The following is a 16,909-nucleotide window of genomic DNA, read 5'->3' as shown; positions in this document are numbered from 1 at the left end:
CCTGCGGACGGCGGCCAGGGCGTCGTCGAGTCTGCCCTGGGCGAGGCGGAGCAGGGCGAGACCGGGCTGCGGCGGGTGGCCCCAGCGGTCGGCCTGGCGGTAGGCCTGCTCGGCCCGGCCGAGGGCGCCGCGCAGCCGGAGCAGTTCGGCCCGCTGGTAGTGGGCCATGCCCACGGCGGGGTCGCCGGACGGGGTGTCCATGTGGGCGCACGCCTGCTGGACCTCGGCCAGCGCGTCGGACCATTCACCCCGTAGCTGCATGATCTCGGAGCGGTGGACCAGGCACTGGCCCCGGTACGGCTTGAGGTCGGGCTGCGCGGCGCACCAGCGGCTGAGGGCGGCGGTCCACTCGGCGGCGCGGCGGACGTCGAAGGTGTCACGGCAGGCGATGATCACGCCGCAGTAGACGATGCCGGCGGGAATCGGGGACACCTCCCCGGCGGTGACGGCGACCATGGCCTCGTCGAGCAGGGCCCGGCCGCGCTCGACGTCGCCGGAGCCGATGAGTGCCCGGCCCTGGCCGAGCCGGCCGATGACGGCCAGGTCGGGGTCGTCGAACCGGTCGGCGATCCGGGTGGCCTCGTCGAACGCCTCGCGGGCCGCGTCGAACCGGCCGGTCTCCACGGCCTGGAGCCCGGCGGGGAGCAGGAGGTAGCCGCGCTCCACGCAGTCCTCGGCCATGTCCTCCAGGAGGCGGGCCGCGCGTCCGAACCAGCCGCCGGCGCGTTCGTGGTGCCCGTACCGGATGAGGGCGACCCCCAGCCAGAAGGCGCACCGCACGGCGGGTCCGACCGCGCCCTCCTCACACAGGGCGAGGTGCGCGCGCTCCCAGTGCTCGACCGCCCGGTCCTCGCGCCCCGTGAGGTAGGCGGCGACGGCGAGCCGGTCCAGGTCGGCCGCGGGGAGCGGGCCGTGCGCGTCGGCGGACGCGAGCCGCTCGTAGGCCTGCGCCCAGGCGCGGCGCCCGAAGGCGTCCCGGCCGTCCTGGAGGGCTTCGGTGGCCGCCATACGCTCCGTCATCGCACGCTCCGGCCTCAGGGATGCAGGACCACCTTGCAGGCGCCGTCCTCCTTGCGCTGGAACATGCGGTAGGCGTGCGGGGCGTCGGCGAGCGGGAGGTGGTGGGTGGCGAAGGTGTCCACGCCGAGCGGGTCGTCGTCGGTGAGGAGCGGCAGGATCTCGTCGGTCCAGCGGCGGACGTTGGCCTGGCCCATGCGGAGCTGGATCTGCTTGTCGAACAGGGTCCGCATCGGCAGGGGGTCTGCGGTGCCGCCGTAGACGCCGCTGAGGGACAGCGTTCCGCCGCGCCGTACGAGGGCGATGGCCAGGTTGAGGGCGGCGAGCCGGTCGGTGCCCGCGACCTCGTAGAGGCGGGCGGCCCATGACCTGGGGAGCAGTCCGGCGACCTGCTGCTGGGCGTGGGCGACGGGGCTGCCGTGGGCCTCCGTGCCGACCGCGTCGATCACGGCGTCGGGGCCGCGGCCGTCGGTGCGGTCGCGGACGGCGGTGACGAGGGCGTCCTGGCCGTCGTACGTGGTGAGGTCGAGGACCTCCACGCCGCGTGCGCGGGCGCGGCCGAGGCGCTCGGGTACGAGGTCGATGCCGATGACCTGCTCCACGCCCAGGTGCAGGGCGACCCGGCAGCTCATCTCGCCGATCGGGCCGAGTCCGAGGACGGCGAGGGAGCCTCCGGGCGGCACGTCGGCGTACCGGACGGCCTGCCAGGCGGTCGGCAGGACGTCCGAGAGGTAGAGGTAGCGGTCGTCGGGCGGGCCTTCCGGGACCTTGACCGGCCCGTAGTGGGCCTGCGGGACGCGCAGGAACTCGGCCTGGGCGCCGGGCACGGAGCCGTAGAGACGGGAGTAGCCGAACAGGGCGGCGCCGGTGCCCTCGCGGGTGACCTGGGTGGTCTCGCACTGCGTGGGCAGGCCGCGCCCGCACATCCAGCAGTGGCCGCAGGCGATCTGGAAGGGCACGACGACGCGGTCGCCGGGTTTCAGGCCCGGCACGTCGGCGCCGGTCTCCTCGACGATGCCGAGGGGTTCGTGGCCCAGGATGTCGCCGGGAGTCATGAACGGGCCGAACACCTCGTACAGGTGGAGGTCCGAACCGCACAGTCCGGTGGACGTGATGCGGACGACGGCGTCCGTGGGTTTCTCGATGCGGGGGTCGGGGACGGTTTCGACGCGGACGTCGCGCTTCCCGTGCCAGGTGACGGCCCTCATGGCGGCGGTCCCCCTTCGGTCGTCCGTCTTACGTCGGCGGTCGCGGCGGGTACCCGCGCAGGGGCGGGGCGAATCCGCCGGGCTGCGTTTCGGCTGCGTTTCGGCCAGAGTCCGCGGGAGCCCGGGGCTCCCCCTTCCCAACAGGTATAGACCAATGATAGGGATGGTCACCTGTACGACTCATTCAGCTACGCTGAGCGAAATCCGAGGGTTGATCATGGCTGAGCCTCACGCTCCCACGGTGCTTCCGCTGTACCTCCAGGTCGCCGCGGCGCTCCGGGACGACCTCACGCAGCGGCGGATACCGCCCGGCACGCGGCTGCCGTCCGAACGGTCCCTCGTGCACCGCTTCCACGTGAACCGGCAGACCGTACGCAGCGCGCTGCGCCTGCTCCGGGACGAGCGGCTCGTGGTCACGGAGCGGCGCGGTACGTTCGCGGCCACGCCCGCCGCGCCCGCGCCCGGCGAGGGGCCGGCGCTCGCGCCCGGCCTCCGGGAGTTCCCGTGCGGTGCGGGCAGGGCCGGCGGTGTGACGGAGGCGACGCTCGCCTGGGAGGCGGCGCCGCCCGGGACGGCGGAGCAACTGGGGCTGCTGCCGGGCGAGCCGTCGCTGGTGCACCGTCACCGGGTGGTCGCGGCGGACGGCACGCCCGAGCGGCTGGCGGTGTCCCGGTTCTCGCGCCACGCGCTCGCCGAGGTGCCGGAGCTGGCCCGCTACCGCAGGTCGGACGCCCGCTCGGGGCGCCCCGACATGCGGCTGCTGTACCACTGGATGCACCGGGCGGGGCTGCGGCTCACGCGGCGCGAGTCGATCGGCGTGCACGTCCCGGCGGCGGCCGCGTGTCTGACGGTCCACCGGGTGGTGTACGACCAGCACGGCCATGTCCTGGAGGTGACGGACCTCCGGTTCGCACCGGAGTCGGCGCCGCTCACGTACGAGTTCACGGGTTAGGGAATCGGGGGCTCTGCCCCCGAACCCCCCGCATTTCAGCCCGTCTGGGGGTACCCCCTGCTCGAAGAGCTTGGGGGAGTTCGAGGACGAGCGCCGTTCAGGCGCGATACGGCGTGCGGAGCCCCGCCGCCCCCGCGGCCGCGCGCAGGACGTCCGTCAGCATGTCCGGTGTCAGCAGCCCGGTGAAGGTGTTGCGCTGGCTGACGTGGTAGCAGCCGAACAGCTCCAGGTCAGCGCCGCCGTCCGTGGCGGCGAGGGCGGTACGGGCGCCGTGCGCGAAGACCGGGCGGGGCCGGGGCACGGTCCAGCCGGCCTCGGCGGCCGCGGGCAGCACGGCCTGCCAGCCGTAGGCGCCGAGCACGACGAGGGCGCGCAGTGCGGGCCGCAGCAGCCGCAGTTCGCGGACGAGCCAGGGGCGGCAGGTGTCGCGCTCGGCGGGCGTGGGCCGGTTGGCGGGCGGGGCGCAGTGGACGGGGGCGGTGATCCGTACACCGGTGAGCCGCAGCCCGTCGTCGCGTGCGGTGGCCTCGGCCTGGCTGGCGAGGCCGATCCGGTGGAGCGCGGCGAACAGCACGTCGCCGGAACGGTCGCCGGTGAACATGCGGCCGGTGCGGTTGCCGCCGTGGGCCGCGGGGGCGAGGCCGACGACGAGGAGCGCGGCGTCGTCCGGGCCGAAGCCGGGCACCGGGCGGGCCCAGTAGTCCCAGCCGGCGTAGGCGCGGCGGCCCTCGCGGGCGACCTGCTCGCGCCAGGCGACCAGCCGCGGGCAGGCGCGGCAGCGCGCCACGCACACGTCGAGCGCGGGCACGGACGGCGCGCGGGGCGCCTCGTACGCGGGGAAGTCCGGACGGTCCTCTCGCATACCCGCCGACAGTAGCCCCGTCGGGAGCCCGGCGGGGCACACTGGGCGGCATGACAGCGAAGCGCAGCGCGGGACTGCTGGTGTTCCGTACGCCGGGCGGGCGGCTCGAGGTGCTGATCGCGCACATGGGCGGGCCGTTCTGGGCGGCGCGTGACGCCGGGGCGTGGTCGGTGCCGAAGGGCGAGTACGGGGACGACGAGACGCCGGAGGCCGCGGCGCGCCGCGAGTTCGCCGAGGAGCTGGGGCTGCCCGCGCCGGACGGCACACCGGTGCCGCTGGGCGAGGTCCGGCAGTCGGGCGGGAAGGTCGTCACGGTGTGGGCGGTCGAGGGCGACCTGGACCCGGCGCTGGTGGTGCCGGGGACGTTCACGATGGAGTGGCCGCGCGGTTCGGGCGTGCAGCGGGAGTTCCCGGAGGTCGACCGGGTGGCGTGGTGCACGCCGGAGGAGGCGCTGACGCGTCTGGTGAAGGGTCAGCGGGTGTTCGTGGAACGGCTGTTGGAGTTCGTGCGCGGACGCGACGCGGGGTGACTGTCAGTGGTGTACGGAAGAGTGGGAGCACCGATCCGTCGCCGGCGAGACAGGGAGCCAGAGATGCCCATCACCCTCACGACGCACGAGCGCGCCGCAGCCCAGGCCTACATCCGGCTCGTGGAGACCGCTCAGGCCGTCCTCACCGACCCGGGCCTCGCCCCGATGGCGGGGGTGTATCTGTCGTCCCCCATGGCGGAGGCCGACGAGGCCCTCCGCCGGGCGGGCCTGACGGGCAACGAGGCCCGTCTGCTGCGTCTGGTCAGAGCCGTACGCGGCGGGGGCCCCGATCCCGCGTAGGCGCCGGGCCCGGCGGGGCGGCGCACCGACGGCAGCGCGCCGACGGCAGCGTGCCGAGGGCGGGGGCGGGACGCCGGGGGCGGGGCGCCGCTCCGGCAGCGCCGCCCCCGTGCACCGGGGGTCAGCCTTCGAGCCAGCCGTGGTGGCGGGCCAGCTCGGCCACCCGGGTGCGGATGCGCTTCAGCTGGGCGGCCGTCAGGGTGCCGTCCGCCTCGATGAGGGCCTCGGTGAGTTCGGTCTGGAACTCGGCGGTCGTCAGGACGTCGAGCCCGTCGTCGTCCAGGTCCTCCAGGTCCCCCGCCCGCTCCGGGACAGCGGGCGACACGGGGGCCCGCCGGGGCGCGGGGGCGCGGTCGACCAGGCGGATCTCCGACGCCTTCGGGCCCTTGTCGCCCATCTCCAGGTAGAACTCCACCTCACGCCCCGCCTGGTACAGGTACTTGTCGTCCAGCAGGTCGTTCGCGTGCATGAAGACGTCCTCACCGCCCTCCCTGGGAACGATGAAGCCGTAGCCCCGGACCTCGTCGAACCGCAGGATCTTGCCCACCATCAGCACAGCCGTACCTCCACACCTCGCCGCTGCGTGCCGACGGACACCCTAGTGATCGCCCGGGCGGCGCTCGTCACGGGGCCCTCGACCGGACGGGGCCACGCGTCACGGCGCCCTCCGGCCGAGTAGTTCCGCGAGGCCGCGGCGGGTCGCGGCGAGCACGACCCGGTCCCGGGGCCGCAGGACGTACCCGGGGTGCAGGTCCCACACCAGGCCGGTGCTGCGCTCCGTGCCCTCGGCGTGGACGGCCGCGAGGTCGGGGCGGCGCTGCTCGGGTGCCGTGGCGTCCAGGGCGATCACCCGCCAGGCCCCCGGCCGGAACGCCTCGGCGACCGTACGGCCCTCCAGCTCCGGGTGGCCGGCCACGACGAGGGCGGCGAAGAGCAGCACCCGGCGCTCGACGGGGATGGCGCCGAGGATCTGGCGGCCCATCATCGCCCCGGCGAACGCGGGCGCCGCCAGGTGGGACACGCTGCGGCTGCGGGTGAGGGCGTCGGGGTGCGCGGCGCGCAGGGTGCGGTAGACGGCGGTCGCGATGTCGTCGTCGTACAGCCGCAGCACCACCCGCAGGTCGGGGCGTACGGAGCGGGCGTACAGGACCGCTTCCAGGTTGGTGATGTCGAGGCTGGTCAGGGCCAGCAGGGAGCGTGCCTTGTGGACGCGGGCGGTCTCCAGGACGCCCTCCTCGGTGACGTCCCCGAGGACGACCGGCACGCGCAGCCGGCGGGCCGTCGCGATGCCCCGGGCCTCCGGGTCCGACTCGACGCAGACCACGGGGATGTCGAGTTCGCGCAGCCGCGCCAGGACACGGGTGCCGACCTTGCCGAGGCCGAGCAGCACCACGTGCCCCGACAGGCCGCGCGGCGGGCGGCGCAGCGACGTGGCGGTACGGAACGTGCCCAGCGCCTCCAGGAGCGCGGCGACCAGGATCGGCAGCAGGAGCAGCCCGACGAAGCCGGCGAAGATCTGCAGGAGCTGACGCTCCACGGGGTCGTCGAGGGCCGGGTCGCCGATCGCGAAGATGTCGAGGAGCGTCAGGTACGCGGCGTGCAGCGGGTGGTCGTCCGTGGTGAGCCAGGACGCCACGGCGATGGCGGTGACCGCGAGGACCAGGCCGGCGATCGACCAGCGCAGCCGGGGCGAGAACAGCGAGGCGAACGGCACGGACCCGCTGCCGAGCCGCTTCGCGGGGAGGGTGGGCCCGGCATAGGTGATGGCTTCGAGCGCGACGGTGCCGCGTCCGGTGGCGGCGGCGACGGCACGGTCGTCGGGGAGCAGCTGCGGGCCCTGGTCGCCGCTGTTGTCGGAGCCCTCGCTGCCGGCCGGGTCGTTGGCCGTGGAGGACAGCAGGGCCAGGGTGCACAGGCCGGGGTCCGCGACCTCGCCGGGGCCCGGCGGGGTGCGTTCCACGGCGCGCAGCAGCAGCCCGTCCGCGTGGACGATCTTGCTGGTGCCCGCGACGGCGGTGGCGGCCAGGGCGGGCGCGGCGGTGTCGGCGTCGGACAGGACGGTCGTGGAGGCGTCCAGGACCTCGGGGTCGATGCCCGGTTCGGCGACGGCGGCGGCCTGGTCGAGGAGCTCCTCCAGGTGCTGGCCGAGCTTGCGGTTGTACATGCGGATGACCAGGCGCAGCCGGGGGTTGAGGCGGCGGGCCAGCAGCGCGGTGCGGATGTTGGTCTCGTCGTCCTCCTGGACCAGGGCGAGCGCGGCGGCGTGTTCGACGCCCGCGTCGACGAGCGCCGCCTCGTCGGCCTCGGCGGCCTCGACGACCCGTACGGTACGGGCGGACCGGCCGCCGTGCGTCGCGTACGGGGACAGCGGCCCGCCCTGCGCGGCGCCCCGCCCGCCACCGCCGCCACCGCCTCCACCACCACCGCCTCCACCACCGCCTCCGCCGATGGGGCGGGTCATGGCGGCGGACATCCGGCCGAACAGGGCGAAGGCGCCTCGCCCGGCCCGCCGGTCGGGGCCCTGCGGCGCGGACTCGCCACGGCCCGGGACGACGAGCGTCACGCGCTCCAGGTACACGTCGTTCAGCTCGTGCGCGAGGCGGTGCGCGAGCGCGTCGTCGCCGCACACCACCATGTGTCCTGCACCGGGGGTCTGTTGGGGCTGCTGAGGAATGGGGAACACGCCCCCAGCATGACGGTGTTCCGGGGGCGTGTGTCCATGGGGTCGCCGCAGGTGGCCCCGGCCGGGCGGCTCGTGGGGCGGTGGACGGACGGCGATGGACGGATGGTGGGGACGGCGTTGGCCGATCTCCGCTCCGGCGCCGCGTTCGTGGCATACGATCACCGCCGGCGGCTCCCCCGTTCCCGCCGCCCCGTGCCCTTGGAGGTCCGTCGTGTCGATGACTGCCGGCCGCAAGACCACCCACTCCCCCGCCCCCGCCTCGGCTCCCGCTTCCGCTCCCGCTCCCGCCGGAATCCGTTCGCGTGTGCTCCGCGCCGCCGCGCTCCCCGCCGCCGCGCTGCTGTTCGTCGCCGGCTGCGGGAACGGTGACGCCGGACCCGGTACGGCCGAGGGCGGCGTGCCCGTCGTGGAGCAGGGCAAGCTGACCACGTGCACGCACCTGCCGTACCCGCCCTTCCAGTTCGAGCGGGACGGCGAGGTCGTCGGGTTCGACGTGGCGCTGATCGATCTGGTGGCGGAGGATCTGGGCGTCGAGCAGAAGATCCTCGACACGCCCTTCGAGAACTTCAAGACCGGGGCGTTCCTCAACTCCGGCGAGTGCGACCTGGCCGCCGCCGGTATGACCATCACGGAGGAGCGGAAGAAGAACGTCGACTTCTCCGTCCCGTACTTCGACGCGACGCAGGCGCTGCTGGTGTCCAGGAAGAGCGGCGCGAAGAGCCTGGCGGACGTGAAGGCGCAGAACCTGAAGCTGGGCGCGCAGGCCGAGACGACCGGCGAGAGCTACGCCAAGAGCCAGGGCTTCGACCCGGTGGCGTTCGAGAGCTCCGACGCCGTGCTCAACGGGCTGCGCACCGGCCAGGTGGACGCGGTCGTCATCGACTACCCGGTGGTGCGGGGCTGGCTGAAGGACAAGGCCACCGCGGACGCGTTCGTGCTGGGAGACAACATCGAGACGGGTGAGCAGTACGGCTTCTCGGTGAAGAAGGGCAACGACAAGCTGCGGGCCGCGATCGACAAGGCCATCACGGACGCCAGGGCCGACGGTACGTACGAGAAGCTGTACGAGGAGTGGATCGGCCCGCTGCCGAAGGCCGGCTCGTGACCTCGCGGCTGACGCGGCGTCAGCGGCGGCGGATCTCGCAGGGCGTCCAGTACGCGGTCTTCGTCGCCGTGCTGGTGGCCGTCGGGCTGATGGCCGACTGGGACCGGCTGCAGAATCAGTTCGCGCAGGAGGACCTCGCGCGGCGGCTGTTCCCCGAGATCATCACGACGGCGCTGCGGAACACGGTCGTGTACACGCTGTCGGGCTTCGTGTTCGGGCTGGTGCTCGGCCTGGTCGTCGCGCTGATGCGGCTGTCGTCCGTGGCGCCGTACCGGTGGGTCGCCAGTGTGTACATCGAGTTCTTCCGGGGCCTGCCCGCCCTGCTGATCTTCATCTTCGTGGGGGTCGCGGTGCCGCTGGCGTTCCCCGGGACGCAGATCCCCGGCGGTACGTACGGGAAGGTCGCGCTCGGGCTCGGTCTGGTGGCCGCCGCGTACATGGCGGAGACGATCCGCGCGGGCATCCAGGCGGTGCCGAAGGGACAGATGGAGGCGGCGCGGTCGCTGGGGTTCTCGCACGGGCGGGCGATGGTGTCGGTGATCATCCCGCAGGCGTTCCGCATCGTGATCCCGCCGCTGACCAACGAGCTCGTGCTGCTGTTCAAGGACTCGTCGCTGGTGCTCTTCCTCGGGGTGACACTGAACGAGCGGGAGCTGACCAAGTTCGGGCGTGACCTGGCCAGCCAGACGGCCAACTCCACGCCGATCCTCGTCGCCGGGCTGTGCTACCTCCTGGTGACGGTTCCGCTGAGTTTCGTGGTGCGCCGCCTGGAGGCCCGTACCGGGAAGGGCAGATGACCATGGATCCGGGTGGGCGTGCCGAGATCGAGGTCCGGGGCCTGCACAAGGCGTTCGGGGACAACCAGGTGCTGCGCGGCATCGACCTGGAGGTGGCGCGGGGCGAGGTGGTGTGCGTCATCGGCCCGTCCGGGTCGGGGAAGTCGACGCTGCTGCGCTGTGTGAACCTGCTGGAGGAGCCGACGGCGGGGCAGGTCTTCGTCGGCGGGACCGAGGTCACGGACCTCGATGTGGACATCGACGCGGTGCGCCGCCGGATCGGCATGGTGTTCCAGCAGTTCAACCTGTTCCCGCACGTCACCGTGGCGGAGAACCTGACGCTGCCGCAGCGGAGAGTGCTGCGGCGCGGCAAGGAGGAGGCCGCGCGAGTGGCGCGGGAGAACCTGGCGCGGGTGGGCCTGGCCGAGAAGGCGGACGCGTACCCGGCGCAGCTCTCCGGAGGCCAGCAGCAGCGGGTGGCCATCGCGCGGGCGCTGGCGATGGGCCCGGAGGTGATGCTGTTCGACGAGCCGACGTCGGCCCTCGACCCGGAGCTGGTCGGGGACGTGCTGGCGGTGATGCGGGGGCTGGCGGCGGAGGGCATGACCATGATGGTGGTCACGCACGAGATGAGCTTCGCCCGTGAGGTCGCGGACCGGGTGGTGTTCATGGACGGCGGGCTGATCGTCGAGGAGGGGCCGGCGGAGCAGGTGGTGGGCGAGCCCCGGGAGGCCCGTACGCGGGACTTCCTGACCCGGATCCTCGATCCGGCGGCCGCGGCGCCGCCGGGGCCCGAGTCCCGGGCGGACCAGGTCGCGAAGGAGCACGAGCGCGAGCAGGAGCCCTGACCGGCCGACCACGCCCAGTCCACGCCCAGTCCACGCCCGGGCACGCGCCCGTACGCGATCCGTGCCGCGGGCGGGATACGGCGCCGTGGGCCGGGGTACCCGGAGCGCTCCCCCAGCCCGACGAAAGGGGCGGAGGACCGTGACGAACCACGCACACGACGCCGCCCGGTGGAACGGCGGTGCCGGCGGGCCCGCCGAGCCGCTGCCGTTCGGTGCGCCCGACCCGGGAGGGCCGGCCGGCGGCAGGCCGCTGCCCCCGGACCGTACGCAGGCCATCCTGGAGGCGACGAAGCAGGTCGCGGCGCTGCTGAAGGGCGGCGGGCACCGCTTCGCGCTCGCCGGGAGCGTGGCGGCGTACGCGCACGGGGTCCGGGCCAGTCTTCAGCACGACACCGACTTCGCCGTCCTGCGCCAGGACGAGGAGGCGGTGACGCGGGAGCTGGAGAACGCGGGCATCCGGGTGCGCAAGGCGCCCGAAGACTGGCTGATCAAGGCGACGTGCCGGGGTGAGGAGATCGACCTGATCTTCGAGCTGGCCCGGCACCCGGTGACCGAGGAACTGCTGGAGCGGGCCGACGTGATCCCGGTCGACTCGGTGCACATGCCCGTGCTGGCGCCGACCGACCTGATGGGCAGCCAGCTCGCGGCGTTCTCGGAGCACCACTGCGACTTCGGGGCGGTGCTGCCGATCGCGCGGGCGCTGCGGGAGCGGATCGACTGGGACCTGCTGCGGCGGGAGAACGAGGGTGCGCCCATGCCGGAGGCGTTCCTGTTCCTGCTGGAGCGGCTGCACGTCATCGAGCCGAGGAGGGAGGCGTCCCCATGAGCGGCGCCGACACGGCCGAGTACCGGATCGCCCATCTGCGGGACCGGCTGGCCAGTGAGGACATCGCGGAGCTCGGCGTACGGATCGAGCAGCGCGGCGCCGGCGTGATGCTGTACGGCACCGTGGCCAGCGACGCGTGCCGCGCCGAGGTCCTGCGGATCGCGGAGGAGGAGCTGGCGGGGCTCCCGCTGCACGAGGACCTGGTGGTGGCCGGCACGGACGCCCCGACACACCCCGAGGAGCTGTCATGATCCGGGTCGCGGCGGTGGGCGACATCCATCTGTCCCCGGAGAGCGCGGGTGCGCTGCGGCCGGCGTTCGAGACGCTGGGCGACTCCGCGGACCTGCTCCTGCTGGCCGGTGACCTGACCCGGCACGGCACGGTGGAGGAGGCCCGGGTGGTGGCCCGGGAGGTGGCGGGGCTGCCGGTGCCGGTGGTGGCGGTGCTGGGCAACCACGACTACCAGAGCGATCTGCAGGACGACGTGGCCGCGGTCCTGTCGGAGGTCGGGGTACGGGTCCTGGAGGGCGAGGGCACCGTCGTGGCGGTGGACGGGACGCGCGTCGGCGTGGCCGGGACGAAGGGCTTCGGCGGCGGGTTCGCGGGGCGCAGCGCGGGTGAGTTCGGCGAGCCGGAGATGAAGGCGTTCGTCCGGTACACGCGGCGCTGCGCGGACGGTCTCGCCACGGCGCTGCGGATGCTTCGGGACGAGGCGGACTGCCCCGTACGGATCGCGCTGACGCACTTCTCGCCGGTGCCGGACACACTGGCCGGCGAGCCGGTGGAGATCTATCCGTTCCTCGGCAGCTATCTGCTGGCGGAGGCGGTGGACGAGGCGGGGGCGGACCTGGCGGTGCACGGTCACGCCCATCTGGGCACCGAGCACGGGATGACCAGCGGAGGGGTGCGGGTGCGCAACGTGGCCCAGCCGGTTCTGGGGCGGGCCTTCGCCGTGTACCACCTGCCGGTGCACACCACGCCGACGTCGCTGGTCGGCGCGTCGGCCGAAGCGGGGGCGGGGACGCGGGCGGAGACGCGGGCAGGGACGCGGGCGGCGTCCGGGGGTGCCCGGCTCCGTTAGGAGGGTCGCTCGGCCGGGTAACGGGGGTACTGCGACATATCGGCCATATCCGACTGATCGATATCCGTCGCGATATCCGTGGAGCCGAGCAGAGGGGCCGAGGACCGTGACGGAGGCAGGCCGCGTACGGGTGGACCGCGTCCGGTCCCGGGTCAGGGGCGGCGCCAGGCGTCGCTCTCCAGGTGGGAGCCCGCCTGCGGACCCATGCGGAGCATGCCGCCGTCGACGGTCCAGGAAGCCCCGGTGACGTACGAGGCGCCCTCACTCGCCAGGAACGCGATGACGGCCGCGACCTCCCGTGCGTCGCCCGGCCGGCCCAGCGGGATGCCGGGGCGCCTCTCCGTGCGGACGTCGGTGTCCTCCTGGCCGGTCATGGGCGTGGCGATCTCCCCGGGCGCGACCGCGTTGACGGTGATGCCGTGCTCGGCGAGCTCCAGGGCCATCACCTGGGTGAGCAGCCCGAGCCCGCCCTTGGCGGCGCAGTACGGGGCGGCGCCGACGCGCGGCTGGTGCTCGTGCACCGAGGTGACGTTGACGATGCGGCCGCCGTCGCCCTGGGCGATCATGCGGCGGGCGGCGAGCTGGCCGCACAGGAACGGTCCGACGAGATCGACGTCGACGACCTCCCGTACCCGGCTGTACGGGAGGTCGAGGAAGGGCGTGGCGGTGCCGGTGCCTGCGTTGTTGACGAGGACGTCGACGCGGCCGAGGTCCTGGGCGAGGCGGTCGACCGCGTCGGCGGCGCCCGGCAGCCGGGTCAGGTCCATCTGGACGACGGCCGCGCGGCGGCCGTGGGCGCGGACCTCGGCGGCGGTGCGCCGGGCCCCGTCGTGGTCGAGGTGCCAGGTGATGCCGATGTCCATGCCGTCCTGGGCGAGGCGCACGGCGGTGGCCCGGCCGATGCCGGAGTCCGAGCCGGTGACGACGGCGACGGGTGCGGGCTGGTTCATCGCTCCTCCAGATCGTGATCCACGTCGTGGTCCAGGCCATGCTCCAGGCCGTGCTCCAGGCCGTGCTCCAGGCCGTGGTCCGGTGCGTGATCCGGCCTCAGCCGGTACCACGGGTCCGGTGGGGCAAACGCGTGCGCGGCGCGGCGGGAGCGGGAGGGCCGGGTGAGCGAGCAGGCGCGCGTGGAGCGGAAGGGGATGCCGGTCGGCGTCCGGGAGCCCGTGATCAAGCTGGTGCGGCGGACCACGGAGCCCGTCGCCACGCAGACGCTGCGGTCGACGGCCGCCGCCGTCATCTCGTACGTCGTGGCGCTGATGTTCCTGCCCCCGCAGCCGGCCCCGCTGACGGCACCGCTGACGGCGCTGCTCGTGGTGCAGGTGACGCTGTACGCGACGCTCACGAACGGGATCCGCCGGGTGAACTCGGTGGTGGCCGGTGTGCTGGTGGCCATCGGCTTCAGCGCGCTGGTGGGACTGACCTGGTGGAGCCTCGGGCTGACGATCTTCGCGGCGCTGATCGTGGGCCATCTGGTGCGGGTCAGCGAGTACGTTCCGGAGGTGGCGATCAGCGCGATGCTGGTGCTCGGGGTGACCCAGGCGGTGGGTTCGGCGGCCTGGCACCGGGTGCTGGAGACGCTCATCGGGGCGGGTGTGGGGCTGCTGTTCAACCTGCTGTTCGCGCCGCCCGTGTGGGTGCAGTCGGCGGGCGCGTCCATCGAGGGGCTGGCGGCCGGGATGAGCCGGATGCTGCGCGCCATGGGCGACGACATCGCGGGGCTCGGGCACATCTCCGTGGCGCACGCGGCGGGCCGGCTGCACGAGGCACGGCGGCTCGACCACGCCATCGTGGAGGTGGACGCGTCGCTGCGGCAGGCGGAGGAGAGCCTGCGGTTCAACCCGAGGGTGCGGCAGGGGCTGCTGGCGCGGGTGGTGCTGCGGACCGGTCTGGACACGCTGGAGATCTGCGCGGTGGTGCTGCGGGTGCTGTCGCGGACGCTCACGGACCTGGCGAAGTTCCGGACGGACGAGCCGCTGTTCCCGGCGGACGTCGCGGCCGGGCTGAAGGAGCTGTTCGGGCACATGGCCGGGGCCCTGGAGAGCTTCGCGCGGCTGATCACCACGCAGGTCGCGGCCAACGCGGAGGAGGCGGAGACGCGGCTCACCGAGGCGCTGGCGGCGGGCCGGGCCATCCGGGACCGGGTGGCGGATCTGCTGCTGGAGGATGTGCAGGAGCATCCGCGGCAGTGGCAGCTGCACGGGGCGCTGCTGGCCGAGATCGATCGCGTCCTCGACGAGCTGGACGTCGACAAGCGCACCGAGCGCCTCACCCAGGAGCTCGACCGCAGCGCCGCCGACCTGGACGAACGCCACCCGCGCCTGGTCGCCCTGACCCGCCGGCTGCGCGGCGAGGACGTGGCGGCGGCGCCGCCGGCCGTCGAGACGTGACACGCCGCGCGGTGGTGTCGGGTCCCTGTGGGTCAGCCCGCCGGGCCCTCCACGCGCAGGCGGACCTGCTCCTCCAGGCGGTGCAGGCTGCGGTCGAGTGCCTCCTGGACGGTGTGCTCGCCGGGGTCGTGGGACGGGTCGCGGAACGTCAGGTGGACGGTGACCTCACTGGCGCCGCCGTCGACGCCGGTGACCTGGAGCCAGCCCCCGTAGCTGTCCTGGTCCTTCGTCCCCCACTCCAGCCTCAGCCGGTCCTTGCGCGTGCGCAGCAGCGCGTCGACGTCGTCGTCCGTGCGGTCCTCGTGGACGGTGACCTCGGGGAGCTCGCCCGGGTGCGCGCGTACGTGCAGGTCGCCGGGGAGCCACTCGCCGAGGCGGCCGACGTCGGCGGCCTCGTCGAAGACCCGCTCGGGCAGGGCGGGCATGACGCGGGAACGCTCGTATTCGGTCATCCCTCACCAGTTCCTCGGCAGCGGGAGCCCAATCCCGCGCCCGGCGGTTGTGCGGGAGCCGTCGCGGCGCAAAGGAAAGCCCCGGCTGGACGGGGGAACCAGCCGGGGCAGCTCACGCGGATTGTGAAGGGTTCCTCCACAACCGCATAGATGAACGATAAACCATCAAGGTCCGTTCAAGCCAATCCCGCCGGGGTACCCGGGCGCGATGAACGCACTCAAGCCTCTCGCGAAGCCCCTGGCGGTGGTCACCGGCGCCTCCAGCGGTATCGGCCTGGAACTCGCACGGCACTTCGCGGACCACGGGTTCGACCTGGTCGTGTGCGCCGAGAACCGCGCGCTGGGCGCGGCGGCCGAGGACCTGCGCCACCGGGGCGCCGATGTGCGGCAGGTGCGGGCCGACCTCGCCACGTACGACGGCGTCGAACAGCTCTGCCTGGCCGTCACGGCGACCGGGCGGCCCGTCGAGGCGGCCGTGCTGAACGCGGGCGTCAGCACCCGCGGCCTGTTCCTGGAGGCGGATCTGGCCGACACGGCGCGCGTCATCGACCTCAACATCGCCTCGACCGTGCACCTGGCGCGGCGGCTGCTGCCCGGCATGGTGGACATCGGCGCGGGCCGGCTCCTGATCACCTCGTCGGTGGCCGCCCTGGTCCCCGGCCCGTACCAGGCCGTGTACAACGCGTCGAAGGCGTTCCTGCTGTCGTTCGCGGAGGCGCTGCGGGACGAACTCCGGGACACCGGCGTCACGGTGACCGCGCTGCTGCCCGGCCTCACCGACACCGACTTCTTCCGCCGCGCGGGCCTGGAGGACACCCTGCTCGGCAGCGACCCGCACAAGGACAGCCCCGTCCAGGTGGCCGCGCAGGGGTACGCCGCGCTGATGCGGGGCGCCGGACGGGTGCTGGCGGGCTCCCTGCGCAGCCGTGCGGGCGGGGTCGCGGCCCGGCTGCTCCCCCACGCCCTCACCGTCCCGGCCTACCGGCGCCGCGCCCGGCCGCTCATGGCCGGCGGGCCGCCGCCCGGCAGCGGACACCCGCGCGGCGTCCCCGGCCTGGAAGAGCGCGTCCGCGGTTCCTAGGCCTCCTGCGGAACGCTCCGTGTCCGCATATGGTGATCGAATACGGGCACTCCGTACGCCCCGCCCCGACACCGGAACGGGAGGCGCCCCCGCATGACCCCTCCGCCCGCCGCGTACGCCGTGGTCGTCCCCACCGTGGGGCGGCCCTGTCTCGCCGACTGCCTCGCCGCGCTCGCCGCGAGCCGGGGCCCGGAGCCGGCCAGGATCGTCGTGGTCGACGACCGGCCGCCGGACGGACAGCCGGACGGACCACCGGGCGGGCGGTCGGCGGGCGAGCTGCCGCTGGAGGCCCTCGGGCCGCTCGCCGGGCGCGCCACCGTACGCCGCAGCCGCGGGCGCGGGCCCGCCGCCGCCCGCAACACCGGGATCCGTGTGGTGGAGGAGCCGTGGACGGTCCTGCTCGACGACGACGTACGGGTGGGCCCGGCGTGGCGGGAGGAGCTGGCGCGCGACCTCGCCGACGCCACCCCGGCCACCGGCGGCGTCCAAGGCGTGCTGCGGGTCCCCCTGCCCCCCGGGCGGCGGCCCACCGACTGGGAGCGGAACACGGCCGGTCTGGAGAACGCGCTGTGGGCGACCGCCGACATGGCGTACCGCACGGAGGCGCTGCGTGCCGTGGGCGGGTTCGACGAGCGCTTCCCCCGGGCCTTCCGCGAGGACGCCGACCTGGCGCTGCGAGTCATCGACGCCGGGTGGCTGATCCGGCGCGGGCGGCGCCGTACGGAGCATCCGGTGCGGCCCGCCGACCGGTGGGTGTCGCTGCGGGTGCAGCGCGGCAACGCGGACGACGCGCTG

Annotated in this window: 18 protein-coding genes and 1 pseudogene; 12 read left to right on the top strand and 7 right to left on the bottom strand. The window is 74.2% G+C overall.

Going from position 1 to position 16,909, the window contains the following annotated elements; genetic code table 11:
- Positions 1 to 1,020, bottom strand: a pseudogene (locus HTZ82_RS00965) (DNA-binding response regulator); the annotation flags it as partial.
- 14 nt (positions 1,021 to 1,034) lie between these two features.
- Positions 1,035 to 2,225: a zinc-dependent alcohol dehydrogenase gene (locus HTZ82_RS00960; protein ID WP_175407311.1), complete on the bottom strand. Its 1,191-nt coding sequence runs from the start codon at positions 2,223 to 2,225 to the stop codon at positions 1,035 to 1,037.
- 217 nt (positions 2,226 to 2,442) lie between these two features.
- On the opposite strand from HTZ82_RS00960, the gene HTZ82_RS00955 reads away from it, so the two are divergent.
- Positions 2,443 to 3,177, top strand: a complete 735-nt coding sequence (locus HTZ82_RS00955) for a GntR family transcriptional regulator (protein WP_175407310.1) — start codon at positions 2,443 to 2,445, stop codon at positions 3,175 to 3,177.
- A 97-nt stretch (positions 3,178 to 3,274) separates the two neighbouring features.
- Here the strand turns inward: HTZ82_RS00955 and HTZ82_RS00950 are convergent, their stop codons facing one another.
- A complete protein-coding gene (locus HTZ82_RS00950) occupies positions 3,275 to 4,039 on the bottom strand; it encodes a uracil-DNA glycosylase (RefSeq protein ID WP_175407309.1) in 765 nt (254 codons plus the stop codon).
- A gap of 50 nt (positions 4,040 to 4,089) precedes the next feature.
- Between HTZ82_RS00950 and HTZ82_RS00945 the strand changes: the two genes are divergently transcribed.
- Together HTZ82_RS00945 and HTZ82_RS00940 are read left to right on the top strand one after the other, a co-directional pair.
- Positions 4,090 to 4,569 (top strand): NUDIX domain-containing protein, encoded by a 480-nt coding sequence (locus HTZ82_RS00945; RefSeq protein WP_175407308.1) that lies wholly within the window; start codon positions 4,090 to 4,092, stop codon positions 4,567 to 4,569.
- A 63-nt stretch (positions 4,570 to 4,632) separates the two neighbouring features.
- Positions 4,633 to 4,869, top strand: a complete 237-nt coding sequence (locus tag HTZ82_RS00940; RefSeq protein WP_175407307.1) for a hypothetical protein — start codon at positions 4,633 to 4,635, stop codon at positions 4,867 to 4,869.
- 121 nt (positions 4,870 to 4,990) lie between these two features.
- Here HTZ82_RS00940 and HTZ82_RS00935 read toward each other — a convergent pair whose 3' ends face one another.
- Together HTZ82_RS00935 and HTZ82_RS00930 are read right to left on the bottom strand one after the other, a co-directional pair.
- Positions 4,991 to 5,425, bottom strand: coding sequence for a cold shock domain-containing protein (locus HTZ82_RS00935; RefSeq protein ID WP_175407306.1), 435 nt, complete (start codon positions 5,423 to 5,425; stop codon positions 4,991 to 4,993).
- A gap of 99 nt (positions 5,426 to 5,524) precedes the next feature.
- Positions 5,525 to 7,504: an NAD(P)-binding protein gene (locus HTZ82_RS00930; protein ID WP_175407314.1), complete on the bottom strand. Its 1,980-nt coding sequence runs from the start codon at positions 7,502 to 7,504 to the stop codon at positions 5,525 to 5,527.
- A 265-nt stretch (positions 7,505 to 7,769) separates the two neighbouring features.
- On the opposite strand from HTZ82_RS00930, the gene HTZ82_RS00925 reads away from it, so the two are divergent.
- The 6 genes from HTZ82_RS00925 (at position 7,770) to HTZ82_RS00900 (ending at position 12,188) form a co-directional block, all read left to right on the top strand.
- Positions 7,770 to 8,657 carry an ABC transporter substrate-binding protein gene (locus HTZ82_RS00925; RefSeq protein ID WP_175407313.1) on the top strand — a complete coding sequence of 296 codons (888 nt, stop codon included), beginning with the start codon at positions 7,770 to 7,772 and terminating at the stop codon, positions 8,655 to 8,657.
- Positions 8,624 to 9,454 (top strand): amino acid ABC transporter permease, encoded by an 831-nt coding sequence (locus tag HTZ82_RS00920; RefSeq protein ID WP_175407305.1) that lies wholly within the window; start codon positions 8,624 to 8,626, stop codon positions 9,452 to 9,454. Before HTZ82_RS00925 ends, HTZ82_RS00920 begins: the two co-directional genes overlap by 34 nt.
- Entirely contained in the window at positions 9,451 to 10,281 is an 831-nt protein-coding gene (locus HTZ82_RS00915; protein WP_175407304.1) for an amino acid ABC transporter ATP-binding protein, read from the top strand. The genes HTZ82_RS00920 and HTZ82_RS00915 overlap by 4 nt, the downstream gene beginning before the upstream one ends.
- A 139-nt stretch (positions 10,282 to 10,420) precedes the next feature.
- Positions 10,421 to 11,107 (top strand): nucleotidyltransferase family protein, encoded by a 687-nt coding sequence (locus tag HTZ82_RS00910; protein WP_175407303.1) that lies wholly within the window; start codon positions 10,421 to 10,423, stop codon positions 11,105 to 11,107.
- Positions 11,104 to 11,358: a hypothetical protein gene (locus HTZ82_RS00905; RefSeq protein ID WP_175407302.1), complete on the top strand. Its 255-nt coding sequence runs from the start codon at positions 11,104 to 11,106 to the stop codon at positions 11,356 to 11,358. Before HTZ82_RS00910 ends, HTZ82_RS00905 begins: the two co-directional genes overlap by 4 nt.
- Complete coding sequence (locus HTZ82_RS00900; RefSeq protein ID WP_175407301.1) at positions 11,355 to 12,188, top strand: metallophosphoesterase; 834 nt, start codon at positions 11,355 to 11,357, stop codon at positions 12,186 to 12,188. Before HTZ82_RS00905 ends, HTZ82_RS00900 begins: the two co-directional genes overlap by 4 nt.
- A gap of 152 nt (positions 12,189 to 12,340) precedes the next feature.
- Here HTZ82_RS00900 and HTZ82_RS00895 read toward each other — a convergent pair whose 3' ends face one another.
- Positions 12,341 to 13,138 (bottom strand): SDR family oxidoreductase, encoded by a 798-nt coding sequence (locus tag HTZ82_RS00895; protein WP_175407300.1) that lies wholly within the window; start codon positions 13,136 to 13,138, stop codon positions 12,341 to 12,343.
- A gap of 195 nt (positions 13,139 to 13,333) precedes the next feature.
- On the opposite strand from HTZ82_RS00895, the gene HTZ82_RS00890 reads away from it, so the two are divergent.
- Positions 13,334 to 14,581 carry an aromatic acid exporter family protein gene (locus HTZ82_RS00890; protein ID WP_175407312.1) on the top strand — a complete coding sequence of 416 codons (1,248 nt, stop codon included), beginning with the start codon at positions 13,334 to 13,336 and terminating at the stop codon, positions 14,579 to 14,581.
- Between the two features lie 32 nt (positions 14,582 to 14,613).
- Here the strand turns inward: HTZ82_RS00890 and HTZ82_RS00885 are convergent, their stop codons facing one another.
- The gene (locus HTZ82_RS00885) at positions 14,614 to 15,033 is read right to left on the bottom strand and encodes an SRPBCC family protein (RefSeq protein WP_175407299.1); all 420 of its coding nucleotides are present in this window, start codon (positions 15,031 to 15,033) and stop codon (positions 14,614 to 14,616) included.
- 208 nt (positions 15,034 to 15,241) lie between these two features.
- Between HTZ82_RS00885 and HTZ82_RS00880 the strand changes: the two genes are divergently transcribed.
- Positions 15,242 to 16,114: an SDR family oxidoreductase gene (locus tag HTZ82_RS00880; RefSeq protein ID WP_175407298.1), complete on the top strand. Its 873-nt coding sequence runs from the start codon at positions 15,242 to 15,244 to the stop codon at positions 16,112 to 16,114.
- Between the two features lie 93 nt (positions 16,115 to 16,207).
- A partial coding sequence (locus HTZ82_RS00875; RefSeq protein WP_175407297.1) for a glycosyltransferase occupies positions 16,208 to 16,909 on the top strand: 702 nt, incomplete at its 3' end.

Origin of the sequence: Streptomyces sp. TRM64462 (genome assembly GCF_013362995.1) — a bacterium.
Lineage (GTDB): Bacteria > Actinomycetota > Actinomycetes > Streptomycetales > Streptomycetaceae > Streptomyces.
The sequence above is the reverse complement of the archived record's forward strand: the minus strand, read 5'-3'. Positions and strand labels throughout refer to the sequence as shown.